The sequence below is a fragment of the Actinokineospora sp. UTMC 2448 genome, from assembly GCF_024760565.1.
Taxonomy (GTDB): Bacteria; Actinomycetota; Actinomycetes; order Mycobacteriales; family Pseudonocardiaceae; genus Actinokineospora; species Actinokineospora fastidiosa.
Window position 1 is genome coordinate 1,214,944 of the sequence record NZ_CP031087.1, and the last position, 12,534, is coordinate 1,227,477.

11 protein-coding genes are annotated in these 12,534 nt (G+C 71.4%); 8 read left to right on the forward strand and 3 right to left on the reverse strand.

All coding sequences use genetic code 11. The annotated features are described in order from the left end of the window. Positions 1–6 precede the first annotated feature (6 nt). The 3 genes from Actkin_RS05755 to Actkin_RS05765 all read left to right on the forward strand — a co-directional run bounded on the left by Actkin_RS05755 (position 7) and on the right by Actkin_RS05765 (position 2,045). On the forward strand, positions 7–957 hold the full coding sequence (locus Actkin_RS05755) for a PLP-dependent cysteine synthase family protein (RefSeq protein ID WP_189212311.1): 951 nt from the start codon (positions 7–9) through the stop codon (positions 955–957). Positions 958–1,051: 94 nt separating this feature from the next. Further along, positions 1,052–1,918, forward strand: coding sequence for a helix-turn-helix domain-containing protein (locus Actkin_RS05760; RefSeq protein ID WP_258906255.1), 867 nt, complete (start codon positions 1,052–1,054; stop codon positions 1,916–1,918). Position 1,919: 1 nt separating this feature from the next. Further along, a complete protein-coding gene (locus Actkin_RS05765; protein ID WP_258907860.1) occupies positions 1,920–2,045 on the forward strand; it encodes a DUF397 domain-containing protein in 126 nt (41 codons plus the stop codon). Here Actkin_RS05765 and Actkin_RS05770 read toward each other — a convergent pair. Continuing rightward, positions 2,004–2,564 (reverse strand): VanZ family protein, encoded by a 561-nt coding sequence (locus Actkin_RS05770; protein WP_258906256.1) that lies wholly within the window; start codon positions 2,562–2,564, stop codon positions 2,004–2,006. The genes Actkin_RS05765 and Actkin_RS05770 overlap by 42 nt on opposite strands. 15 nt (positions 2,565–2,579) lie before the next feature. Beyond that, positions 2,580–3,167 (reverse strand): TetR/AcrR family transcriptional regulator, encoded by a 588-nt coding sequence (locus Actkin_RS05775; RefSeq protein WP_258906257.1) that lies wholly within the window; start codon positions 3,165–3,167, stop codon positions 2,580–2,582. Positions 3,168–3,236: 69 nt separating this feature from the next. Between Actkin_RS05775 and Actkin_RS05780 the strand changes: the two genes are divergently transcribed. Further along, positions 3,237–4,271 (forward strand): aldo/keto reductase, encoded by a 1,035-nt coding sequence (locus Actkin_RS05780; RefSeq protein ID WP_258906258.1) that lies wholly within the window; start codon positions 3,237–3,239, stop codon positions 4,269–4,271. Here Actkin_RS05780 and Actkin_RS05785 read toward each other — a convergent pair. Then, positions 4,260–9,320 carry an NACHT domain-containing protein gene (locus Actkin_RS05785; protein WP_258906259.1) on the reverse strand — a complete coding sequence of 1,687 codons (5,061 nt, stop codon included), beginning with the start codon at positions 9,318–9,320 and terminating at the stop codon, positions 4,260–4,262. The two genes, Actkin_RS05780 and Actkin_RS05785, sit on opposite strands and share 12 nt — an antisense overlap. A gap of 96 nt (positions 9,321–9,416) precedes the next feature. On the opposite strand from Actkin_RS05785, the gene Actkin_RS05790 reads away from it, so the two are divergent. The 4 genes from Actkin_RS05790 to murI all read left to right on the forward strand — a co-directional run bounded on the left by Actkin_RS05790 (position 9,417) and on the right by murI (position 12,497). Next, on the forward strand, positions 9,417–9,872 hold the full coding sequence (locus Actkin_RS05790) for an SRPBCC family protein (RefSeq protein ID WP_189212304.1): 456 nt from the start codon (positions 9,417–9,419) through the stop codon (positions 9,870–9,872). A gap of 69 nt (positions 9,873–9,941) precedes the next feature. Further along, the gene (locus Actkin_RS05795; RefSeq protein WP_258906260.1) at positions 9,942–11,072 is read left to right on the forward strand and encodes a cellulose-binding domain-containing protein; all 1,131 of its coding nucleotides are present in this window, start codon (positions 9,942–9,944) and stop codon (positions 11,070–11,072) included. Positions 11,073–11,091: 19 nt separating this feature from the next. Beyond that, positions 11,092–11,703, forward strand: a complete 612-nt coding sequence (locus Actkin_RS05800) for a rhomboid family intramembrane serine protease (RefSeq protein ID WP_189212303.1) — start codon at positions 11,092–11,094, stop codon at positions 11,701–11,703. A gap of 2 nt (positions 11,704–11,705) precedes the next feature. After that, complete coding sequence (gene murI, locus Actkin_RS05805; RefSeq protein ID WP_189212302.1) at positions 11,706–12,497, forward strand: glutamate racemase; 792 nt, start codon at positions 11,706–11,708, stop codon at positions 12,495–12,497. Positions 12,498–12,534 lie beyond the last annotated feature (37 nt).

Below are 12,534 nucleotides of genomic sequence, written 5' to 3' on the forward strand. Positions count from 1 at the left end.
TTCCCCATGGCCAGGTACGACTCACTGCTGCACGCGCTCGGCGACACGCCGCTGGTCGGCCTGCCCCGGCTGGCGCCCGCCGAGGGCGTGCGGCTGTGGGCCAAGCTTGAGGACCGCAACCCGACGGGGTCGATCAAGGACCGTCCCGCGCTGGCGATGATCGAGGCCGCCGAGCGCGACGGTCGGCTGGCACCCGGCTGCACGATCCTGGAGCCGACCTCGGGCAACACCGGCATCGCCCTGGCGATGGCGGCGAAGCTCAAGGGCTACGGACTGGTCTGCGTGATGCCGGAGAACACCTCCGAGGAGCGCAAGCAACTGCTCCAGGCCTACGGCGCGCGGATCGTGTACTCGCCCGCGGCCGGTGGCTCGAACGAGGCGGTCCGCCGGGCGAAGGCGCTGGCCGAGGAGCACCCGGACTGGGTGATGCTGTACCAGTACGGCAACCCGGACAACGCGATGGCGCACTACCGGTCCACCGGCCCGGAGATCCTGCGCGACCTGCCGTCGGTGACGCACTTCGTGGCGGGCCTGGGGACCACGGGGACGCTGGTGGGCGTGGGCCGGTACCTGCGCGAGCACAAGCCGGACGTGCAGATCATCGCCGCCGAGCCCCGCTACGGCGAGCTGGTCTACGGCCTGCGCAACCTGGACGAGGGCTTCGTGCCGGAGCTGTACGACCCGGATGTGCTGACAGGCCGCTATTCGGTGGGCTCGTACGACGCATTGCGGCGGACGCGGCAACTGCTGGAGGTGGAGGGCATCTTCGCGGGCATCTCCACCGGCGCCATCCTGCACGCGGCGCTGGCGGTGGCCGAGAAGGTCGCCGGGACGGGCGAGTCGGCCGACGTGGTGTTCATCGTCGCGGACGCGGGCTGGAAGTACCTGTCGACCGGGGCGTACTCGGGCTCGCTGGACGAGGCCTCGGAACGGCTCGACGGCCACCTCTGGGCGTAACCGCATTAGCCCGTTGCCGGTAGGAAACGCTTCTTGTCGGTGATTCTCATTGTTTGAGCGGGAAGCCGCCGAGCGCGTTGGCTAGCGTGGATGAGTGCCGAAATCCCCCAAGACCTTCGCGCTCGGCAGCGCCCTGCGCGCTGCCCGGCAGAACAATGACATCACCCTGCGGGACTTCGCGGGGCAGATGGGCGTCGACCCGGCGATGCTCTCCCGCTGGGAGACCGGCTACCGCACACCGAGGCCGGACCAGGTAGCCCGCATCCTGGCAACCCTGGGCGTCGTCGGCGAGCAGTACCAGGACATCATGACCCTCGTCCAGGCCAGTCCGGCCGACCAGTGGATCGCGACGACCCTCCCGGAACGCCGACAGCAACTCGCCGCCTTCGTCGAATACGAGCAGAACGCGGCCACCCTTCTCGAACTTTTGCCCACAATGATCCCCGGTCTCCTGCAAACCACGGAATACGCGCGGGCGATGATGGTGCGCGCAGGACTCTCCGCGGACGAGGTCGAGGCCCGGGTAGCGCTCCGGAACCGCCGCAAGGAGGTGATCCTCCGGCCGATTCCGGCCCATTACACGGCCCTGATCGGCCAAGCCGCGCTGTACCAGCGGATCGGCGGAGCCAAGGTCCTCCACAACCAGCTCCGCTACCTGCTCACGCTGGGCAGGCGCGCCAACATCGAGCTGCGGATCCTGCCCTTCGACGCCGATTGGTACCCCGGGTTGGACGGCTCCTTCCACGTGATCTCCGGTGTTAACCTGATCAAGAGCGTGTTCATCGAGACCGGACGCTCCATGGTCTGGCTGCACAGGCCGGAAGACGTGAACGCCTACCGGCAGGCGGCGGAAGCCAGCCTCCGAGCTGCCCTGAGCATGGACGACTCGCTGCGTCTGGTCGCCGCTCTGGTGCAGCGAACGGAGGCCCGTGGTGACCGATTGGCGCAAGTCGACCCATAGCGTGAACGGCGCAAGCTGCGTCGAACTGTCCAACACCCTCGACGCCATCCGCGACTCGAAGAACGTGGATGGCCCGGTTCTCCGCTTAGCCGTCCCCTCGCTGATCCGCTGGCTCAAGCGCACCTGATTCCGCGCGCCGGGCGCGGTCGCGCCACCACACCCACGTCACCGCCGCGCCCAGTGTTGCGCCCGTGAAGTTGAGCAGTGCGTCGTCGAACGCGACGACGCGGCCCACCGGTAGCAACCACTGCCCCAGCTCTATCCCCACCGCCACGCACGCGCTTGACAGGGCTACTCGCTTCATCGAGCGCAACCACCGCCATCGCAGTGGGGCGATCATCCCCAGTGGCATCAGCAGGAACAGGTTGCCCACCAAGCGCCAGACCGTGATCTCGTCGTAGGCGCCGAACAGGTCCGTGCCCGGGATCAGGCTGACCGACGTGCGCTCGCCGCCGCCCACCGGGACGAACACCAGGTATGCCACCGGAAGCGTGGCCATCATCACCAGCACGTCCGCCACGATGAGCCGCCACGCTCCCCGGCGTCTCCGCAGTGCCGCCAGCGCGCACGCGACCACGATCGCCACCGGCAACGCGAACAACGTCAAGGGCAGCACGTCGCCGAACAGCCGCCACAGCATCTCCATGTGATCCCCCCAAGATCAATCCTGGCAGACGAACACCCCCGCCCGCGCGGCTACCGTCGCGGCCGTGGCGGCCTGGTCGGCGACCGACGGATCGATGCGCCCCGTCGTCAGCAAGTGGTAGTACAGCGGCGCCGACACCGCCCGGATCACCGCCTGCGCGTCGGTGCCCTCGGGCGCCTCGCCCCGCTCGATCGCCCGCTCGACGCACGGGGCCCACTCGGCGACCCGGGTGGCGTAGAAGCCGTGCAAGGCCTCCGCTGCCTGCGCGTCGCACGTCGCCGCCGCGATGATCGACGTGAACAGCCTGCCCTGCCGGGGGTCGGTCAGCGTGCGCAGCACGAGGTCGGCGTTCGCCCGCAGGTCGCCGAGCAGACTTCCCGTGTCGCTGCGGGGTGACGACTCCTCCGCCATGTCGATCAGCAGATCGGCCACCAACGCGGTCACGCTGCCCCAGCGCCGGTAGACCGTCGTCTTGCCCACATCGGCACGACGGGCGATGTCGGCGAGGTCGAGGTGGGCAAAGCCCTGTTCGGCCAGGGCGTCGCCCGTCGCCCGGAGGACCTGTGCGCGGACGCGTGCGGTCCGACCGCCTGGGCGCGTCATAACGGGACTCCAGTTCCTTTAAGTGTGCTACCTTAACGGCACCACAGTACCGTTAACTGGGGAGGAATCATGGAGCATCGTCGATTGGGCGCGTCCGGCCTGCTGGTCCCCGCGCTGAGCCTCGGCGCGGGCACGTTCGGCGGGCGCGGCCCCCTGTTCGGCGCGTGGGGCGACACCGGGGTCGACGAGGCGCGCAACCTCGTGGACCTGTGCTTGGACGCGGGCGTCACCATGTTCGACACCGCCGACGTCTACTCCGACGGCGCGTCCGAGGAGGTCCTCGGCGCTGCGGTCAAGGGCCGTCGCGACCGCGTCCTGTTGTCCACCAAGGCAACCCTCCCCACCGGCGACGGCCCGGCCGACGCGGGCTCGTCCCGCTCGCGCCTGATCAAGGCCACCGAAGCCGCCCTGCGCCGCCTGGACACCGACTACCTCGACCTCTTCCAACTCCACGCCTTCGACGCGGGCACCCCCGTCGAGGAAGTCCTCGACACCCTCCACGACCTTGTCCGCGTGGGCAAGATCCGCTACCTGGGAGTGTCCAACTTCGCCGGGTGGCAGCTCATGAAGTCGTTGTCCCTGGCCGAGAAGCACCACCACCCGCGCTATGTCGCCCACCAGGTCTACTACTCGCTGGTCGGCCGCGACTACGAGTGGGAACTGATGCCGCTCGGCCACGACCAGGGCGTCGGCGCGCTGGTCTGGAGCCCCCTCGGCTGGGGCCGCCTCACCGGCAGGATCCGCCGCGACCAGCCCCTCCCCGCCACCAGCCGCCTCCACGACACCGCCGATTTCGGCCCACCGGTCGACGACGCCCTTCTGTACGACGTGGTCGACGCCCTGACCGAGATCGCGGCGGAGACCGGCAAGACGATCCCGCAGATCGCCATCAACTGGCTCCTGACCCGCCCCACGGTGTCCTCGGTCATCATCGGCGCCCGCACCGAGACCCAACTCCGCGACAACCTCGGCGCCGTCGGCTGGCAGCTGACGCCGGACCAGCTTGCCCGCCTGGACAAAGCCAGCGCGCGGACCGCCCCCTACCCGTACTTCCCCTACCAGCGCCAGGAAGGCTTCGCCCGACTCAACCCGTCACTGATTTAGCTCAACCAGCAACGCCCGCGCCTCGCCCCGCCCCACCGCACTCCACCGCGCGAGCGCCCGAGCAGCCTTGACCCGGATGTGGCGCGGGACAGCGCTGTCCCGCGCCACATCCCGGGCGACGACGGCCGCCTGCTCCCGATAGTCGCGGTGCGCGTCCAGCATCGCCGTGGCCGCCCGCAACCGAACACCGGGCGGCAGGGCCGCGTCACGAGCCAGGTCGTGCAAGGCAATCGCGCCTTCGTAGGGCTCGAACAACGCGACGCACGCGAGCACCTGGACGCGCAGCAGCGGGTTGTCGGTCCTGATCCGGCGAAGCCAGCGCACCAGACCGCCCCGCAGGTCCGGCCGATGCCGGGCGAGCGACCGCGCCGCCTTCACCCGCGTCCCCATCGGCACGTCCTCGTCGTCGATGAGCGCGCGAAGCGCCGCCGCTCCCCATTCCCTGCCCCGCTCACCGAAGCGCATCAGATCGTCGGCGGCCCACCAGCGCAGGGCGGGCAGGCCCGTGCGATCGGTGGCGACGGCGTCCAACACCCGCGCGCCAGCCGCCCGGTCCGGCCCCGAGTGATCGGCGAGCACCTTCGCGGCGGCCACCCGCGTGGCCGCTCGGGGCCGGTCGAGCAGCTTCCGCACGGGGGCGAGCCCGTCCCGGGCCCGAAGCGCGTAGCGGGTGCCGACCAGGTCCCGGTCCGAGAGGCGCGGGTCCGCGCACAGCTCCCGCAGGCTGTCCGTGACCTCGTCGGCGGGGAGTGGGGAGATCTCCAACAGTTGGCGCACCGCCGTCACGCGAGGACGCCACGCGGAATCAGTGACGATCCGGTGGAGTTCGGTCAGCACGCCTTGGCGGTAGGCCCGACCGAGCCCGGCCCGAGCGATTCGCGCACGCGGACCCGTCAGCATGGTCGCGGCGTCCTCAGCGAAGCGAGGCGACAGCTCCGACAGCAACACCGCGGCCTCGACCCGCTCGGACGGCACTGTCTCCGGCGCGACCAACGCCTCCCGCAGCACCTGTTCGGCTTCCACCGCCAGCCTGCGGTTCCGCCACTCACTCACCCCAGCCACCCGCGACCGCAGCGGAGCGGTGGAGTCGGCCAGCAACGCGCGGTGAGCCTCGAACTCCTCGATCCCGCTGAGCGAACGGGCCAGCAGACTCCGGTTCTCCGCCGGGACGGTGGGATCGCGCAACAGCGCCACCTTCATCTGCGTCAGATCGACGCGATCGAAGGCGTGGAGGACGCTCAGCCAGCGCAGGGCGCGTTGTCGTTCAGCTCCGGTGTGCGCCGGGTCCTGGATCAAGCGGCGCAGGATGGCGACCGCGGTGTCACGGGTCTCGGGGGCGAGCCGGCCCACCCGGGACGCGGCCTCCGCCCGGGCCGCGATGGCCTGCCGTTCATCCGTCATCACGGCGCGCGCGTGGTCGATGCCGCCGGAATCGAGGGTCACCAGGCGGATGATTACCTCGATCCGCCAAGTGAAGCCCAGGAACTCGTCGTCGGCCTGGTCGGCAAGCTCGCCGACTGCCGCGCGGCGCTGGGCAGGACATGCCTCCGCCACGATCATCGCGCAGACCTCGCGAGCGTGACGAGGAAGATCGGTGTCCGCCATGAGCGCACGGACGACCGGCAGCGTTCCCGCGTCGAGGCGGACGCGCTCTCGCACCCGTTCTTCCCACCAGTAGTCGGAAAGATGGGCGCTGACCGCGAGATCCAGCTCCGGCACCAACTGGGCTTGGTCATCGCTCGACGGGATGTCGAGTTCCGCCAGTGCGGCGGCCAAGAGGTGCATCTCGCGCTCTGTCACCTCCGGGCGCTGCGCGACCTGACGCAGGGCGTCGGCCAGCTTCCCCCGCGCCGCTGGTCCCAGACCGTCGGACGCGCTCGTCAGGAACGTCAGACTCCGAATCGGGAAGACCAGCGAAACCAGGAGTTCGCATATAGCGCCGACAGCCGCCTGATGGAACCTCGGTCCCCGGTGGACGAGCCGTTGGAAGGCGTTGAACCTGGCACTGGTACAGCGATCTGCGCTGTCTAGATCATGCAGCGCGGCTTCGGCCATGGCGTCGCTGTCGTCACGGTGGTAGGTGTGATCCTGGCCGGAGGCCTCCCAAGAATCCACCTCGTGCGGCTCCAACAGCGCGAGCAGTTCGGCGGACGCTCTGCCACGGAGTTCCGGTCTTAGCTCCCGCAGCCTCTGCCATGCGGTCCACCGGTCGCCTGGGGAGCGCCCGGATTCGGCGATCTCCTGCAGGTGCTGGGACACCTCGGCGTGGAACTCGGGCCCTAGAGCGGCCAACGCGCTCGCCGCCGACAAACGGTCGCTTGTCCGGGCCGACCGATCGCTGAGCAACCGGGTCAGCAGGTCGACGGACTGCTGCCCGCGTGGCCCCCCGAGAGCGGCGAGCGTCCCCCACGCCGACGGGATAGGGACCCAGAACTGCTGGTCGGCCAACAGTTGGTCAATGAGGTCGTTGACCTTGGCTTGGTGCTCCGGGCTCAACTCGGCGGTGATCGTGGTCACCCAGTAGAGATGGTAAATCGCGCGCGCGCTCCTGGCTAAGGCCGTGATCCTGAGCAACTCCAACGCCTGCGCATGCAGTCCGAGCGCGGCTAGGGACCGCGCGCATCGGTGGCGGTCGACCGGTTGCAGGCCGAACTCCCGCGACAACGCCAGAAGACGGTCGATGGCGGCGGATCGCGGGCCCGGGCCCAGCTCGGCGAGGGCGTCGCAGGCGGCGATCCGGACCCAGTAGTCCTTCCGCCGGTTGTCGGCGAGGTCGGTGAGGGCATTGACGGCTTCGGTGGTCTGTTGTGGACCGACAGAGGCCAAACCGATTGCCGCTTCGCGGACGCCTGCCTGCATGCTGGTGCGCGTGGTCAGGACGCGGCGGAACACCGCGATGGCGCGGTCCTGGTGCTCGACGCCGATCTCGATCAGGCCCGTGGCGGCCTCGACGCACCAGTCGTCGGGGGACCAGGGGTCGTCGATGATCGCATCGAGGGCGGCGACGGCGTGGGCGCGGCCGTTGGGGCCCAGTCCGGCCAGGACGACGGCTGCTGGCCTGCTCGTGGCGGCGGTCGCCCTCGAATCGTCGAGGACCGACAGCAACCCGCGCTCGGCGACCTCCTGCTCGTCGCCGCCGCACTCGGACAGCGCCTCTGCGGCGGCGAGCCGGTCGGCGACCGCGATCGTGGTGTCCGTTGTCACCGAACGCAGTAGCGACAGCGCCTCTGCGGCCTCCGTTCCGCGCAATCGGGTCGCCAGCGCCGCCGCCGCTTCCACCCGGGACCGCCATGGCGCGGCGTCGTCCCGCATGAGGTCGAGCAGCCAGCCAGCCAGGCCGGAATGGTGGGCGGCGCGGCTCGCCTCCGCCAGGATCTCGCCAGCCTGGTGCTGGGCCGTCATCGCCCAGTCGCGCACGGTCGCCAGGAACGCGGTCATCGCCTCGGCGCTGGCGGGGATGTGCCAGGCCAGGAGCCGGGCGGCGAGCAGGTGCTCCTCCGCCCAGCCGCTGTGCAGCCACCCGACCAGCCGGTCCGCCTCGGTCGGGTGCAGATGGGTGTGGTGCAGCAGGACCGCGCGGGCGTGGCGGCCGCGTTCCGGGACACGCGCGACGTGCAGGAGGCGGGCGAAGGCGGGGTGGTCGGCGTCGAAGTGGTCGGGCAGCAGCCGGGCTTCCGCGGTCGCGGCGAGGTGTTCGGCGAAGCTGTGGTGGAGGAAGCGCAGGTCGCCTGCTCGGCGGACGAGTGGGCCCGCGGCGGTCAGGTAGGTCGACAGCTCCTCGGTCCAGTCGGCGGGAAGGTCGGGGACGTGCTCGCGCACCCACTCCTGCGCGGCTGTCGTCAGCGAGGTGTCGGCCTCCAGCCGCACTCGGCCCAGGTGTTCCAGCAGCGGGTCCCAGAAGGGCTGGAACGCCGATCGGACGGTGTGGCCGGAGCGGAGGAACTTCAGGTAGCTCTCGTAGAGCTCGTACTGGTTGTCCGGGAGGGGGCGGTTGTCGGTTCGCTCGAAGACGATCGCGGCGATGGTGGCCAGCAGGGGGACCCGGACCAGCTCGTCGAGGTGGGCGGCTCGGACCTGGCGGAGGAAGCGGGCGGCGGCGGGCTCTTCGGTGAACCAGTTGGTCGCGAAGCGGCGCAGGGCCTCCTCGTCGAAGGGCTGGAGTTCGTAGCGGGCGGCGCCGATCCGCTGGACGGGGGCGAGGGAGGCGCCCTCGATGGGGCGGGTGGTCAGGACCAGGCGGTACGGGGAGTCTGGGGTCGCCCAGCCTGCCAGGACGCGGACCAGGTGGTCTCGTTCGGTGGCGTCGGCGACCTCGTCCAGGCCGTCCACGAGCAGCAGCCATCGGCAGCCCACGACGCGGTCGCCCAGGGTGGCCGCGGTCGGGTGGCAGGCCAGGAGAGCGCCGTACTCGGCTCGGGCGCTCTCGGCCAGGGCCTCGGAGAACGGCAGGGTGAGCCGGGTGGCCAGCTCGCGGGCCGTCAGGCGCAGGGGCAGGACCGGCTCGGTCAGCGGCTCCTCGTCGGATGACGCCAGCCAGCGTGCCGCGATGTCCGCCGCCAGTCGGAGGGACAGCGTCGACTTTCCCTGGCCGGGGCCGCCGGTGACGATGAGGTTGTCGTCATCGTCCAGCGCCTTGCGGACCGTGCGGGCCGGTGGGCGGACCGTGAGGCGGATGACGGGGGTCCTGGGCGACTCGGTGAGGTGGCCGCGGGCGTCGAGGATGGGCTCGGGGCGGTGCTGGTGGGTGGACTTCTCCTCCGAGCCGTGGCCGAGGTCCTGGCGGACGTAGACCGTGTCCAGGCTGGGCCGCCGCGCGCCGGGCAGGCGGTAGGGCATCTCCTGGGCCGCCGACACCTGGGCCTGCAACAGAGACCGCACCTCGGCGGGCGGCGTGGGGAGCGCGCACCAGTCGGCGGGCGGGGTGTGGGCGACCGCGGGAGGGCGCTGGGCGTAGTGGATGTGGATGCCGCCGTGGACGTCCCGGGCCTGGACCGCGGGGCCGTGGATCGCGCCGTCGATGTGGTTGGCGACGATGCGGTCGGGTTCCACCGGGCTCCCTCGTGGCGCTGTCGTTGCGGTGGGTGATCTTACTTCGCGCCGGGGCCGCGCGGGGTTGCCGAACGCGGCCGGAGGTAGGTTGCCGGGGTGATTGAACTGGCCCGCTCCGCCGAGGTGCCCGCGCCGCCCATGCAGGTCTGGGCCGTGGTGGCCGACGCGCGCCGTGCTCCCGACTGGTTCAGCTTCGCCGAGCGCACCGACGTGGTGTCGGGGTCGGGGAAGGGCGAGCGGCGGCGGCAGCACGGGCGCTGGGACGGCAAGCGGTCGGAGATCGACCAGGAGGTCGTCGAGTTCGTGCCCGGCGAGGTGATCGCCTGGAAGCACACCGCGGAGCGGGTCGACGGCAAGGACGCGCCCAAGTTCGCCGCGTCGGCGGTCTTCCGGGTCGAGTTGGCAGCGGCGGGGGACTCGACGCTGGTCACGCTGCGGCTGCTGCAGGAGCCCGTGTCGTTCCTGCACGGGCTGGCCATCCGGATGGGCGCGCGGTCGATCACCGCGCGGATGGAGGAGTCGCTGGCGCGCCTGCCGAGGGCGCTGGACTGACCGGTCCTTGACACCGAGGGCCGGACCGTGGTTCGTTGGGCTGGGAGCGCTCCCAGGGAAGGGACTACGGTGTCTCAACGAGTTGTCCTGGCAGCGGCGCTGGCGGGGGCCGCCACGGTGCTGACCGGTGTCGTCGCCGTCACCGCCGCACCCGCCGCCGCTCCGGCCTGTTCCGTCGACTACCGGGTGAACCAGTGGCCCGGCGGGTTCACCGCGGAGGTCGCCGTCACCAACGCCACCGGCGCCGCGCTGTCGTCGTGGCGGGTGACGTGGACGTTCGACGGCGGCCAGCGGATCACCGGGAGCTGGAACACCGCGCTCACCCAGACCGGGAACGCCGTCACCGCGGCGAACGCGGCCTACAACGGGTCCGTGGGCGTCGGCGGCACGGTGCGGTTCGGCATCCAGGGGACGTTCAGCGGGGCCAACCCCGCTCCGGTGGACTTCGCGCTCAACGGGCAGTCCTGTCAGGACAGCCCGCCCACGACCACGACGCCCACCACCCCGACAACAACAACGACCACCCCGCCCCCCGGCTGCCCCGCGGGCTCACTCTGCGAGGACTGGGAAGCGCAGAGCGGCACGCCCGGCGGCCGCTGGGCCGTCACCTACCCCAACTGCCAGGGCACCGGGACCGCCGCCATCGACCCGGCCGCCGGACGCGGCGGCGGCAAGGCGGTCCGGATCGACGGCGGCGGCGGATACTGCAACCACGTCTTCGTCGGCACCGCGCTCGACGGCATGACGCACGGCCGCTTCTACGTCCGCCACGACACCGCGCTCCCCGCGGCCCACGTCACCTTCATGGCGATGCGCGACGCCGTGGAGGGCAAGGACCTGCGGATGGGCGGCCAGAACGCGGCCATGCAGTGGAACCGCGAGTCCGACGACGCCACGCTGCCAGAGCAGAGCCCGAGCGGCGTCGCGCTCAGCCGCCCGCTGCCGGTCGACCGGTGGACGTGCGTCGAGTTCGCCGTCGAGGGCGGCGACATCCGGACCTGGGTCGACGGGACGCTGGTCACCGGCCTGGTCGCCGACGGGGTGCAGACCCACGACGTCGACGGCCAGTGGTTGCGCGGCAAGCCGTCGTGGCGGCCGAACCTGACCGACTTCCGGATCGGCTGGGAGAGCTACGGCGGCGACACCGACACCCTGGTCTTCGACGACATCGTGCTCGCGCCCACCCGCGTGGGCTGCTGAAACCCGTACGCTCGACCAGGTGACGACCACACCGGCCAAGCCCGACCCCGGTCGCGTCCTGCCGCCCAACCCCCGGCAGGCCGCGATCGTGGTCGGGTCGCTCACCCTCCTGCTCTGGCTGATCGAGCTCGTCGACGTCGCCCTGCCCGCCGACCTCGACCTGAACGGGATCATCCCGCGCGCGCTCGCCGGGCTCGACGGCATCATCTGGATGCCGTTCCTGCACGGCGGCTGGGGCCACCTGATCAGCAACACGCTCCCGTTCGCCGTGCTCGGGTTCCTGGTGATGGCGGGCGGGCTCGGCCAGTGGGCGGCCGTCACCGGCACCATCTGGTTCACCAGCGGCGTGGGCGTGTGGCTGACCGGGGCGGCGGGCTCGGTGCACGTCGGCGCGTCCGGGATCGTCTTCGGCTGGATGCTGTTCCTGCTGGTCCGGGGCGTCTTCGCGCGCAGCTTCCGGCAACTGCTCGTGGCCGTGGCGCTGCTGGCGTACTGGGGCACGATGCTGTTCGGCGTGCTGCCGGGCGACCCGCGCATCTCCTGGCAGGGGCACCTGTTCGGCGCGCTCGGCGGCGTGCTGGCCGCGTGGCTGGTGTCGGTCGCCAACCGGCAGGTGGCCGTACGCTCGTGACCGTGGACCCCAGCGCTCCGATCGGCGTGTTCGACTCCGGCGTCGGCGGCATGACCGTCGCCCGCGCCATCCTCGACCAGCTCCCGCACGAGCGCCTGCGCTACGTCGGCGACACCGCGAACGGCCCGTACGGCCCGCTGCCGATCGCCCGGGTGCGCGAGCTGGCCCTGGGCATCGCCGACGACCTCGTGGCCAGCGGCGTCAAGATGCTGGTGATCGCGTGCAACACCGCGTCGGCGGCGTGCCTGCGCGACGCGCGCGAGCGCTACGACATCCCGGTGGTCGAGGTCGTCGTGCCCGCCGTGCGGCGGGCGGTCGCGGCCACGCGCACCGGCCGGATCGGCGTGATCGGCACCGAGGGCACGATCCGCTCGCGCGCGTACGACGACGCCTTCGCCGCCGCGCCCGGTGTGACCCTCACCTCGGCCGCGTGCCCGCGCTTCGTCGACTTCGTCGAGCGCGGGGTGACCTCAGGGCGTCAGGTGCTCGGGCTCGCCCAGACCTACCTCGAACCGCTGCAACAGGCCGAAGTGGACACCGTGGTGCTCGGGTGCACGCACTACCCGCTGCTCAGCGGGTTGGTGCAGGTGGTCATGGGACCGTCGGTGACGCTGGTGTCGAGCGCGGAGGAGTGCGCCAAGGACGTCTTCGGCGTGCTGACCGAGCGCGACCTGCTGACCCCGTTCGACGGCGAGCCCGCGCACGAGTTCGTGGCCACCGGGGCGGCCGAGCCGTTCCACCGCCTGGCCCGCCGCTTCCTCGGCCCGGAACTGGCCAGCTTCGCCCTGGCGTGATCCTGCACACCGTCCGGAGCGGCGGCCCGGTGTGACA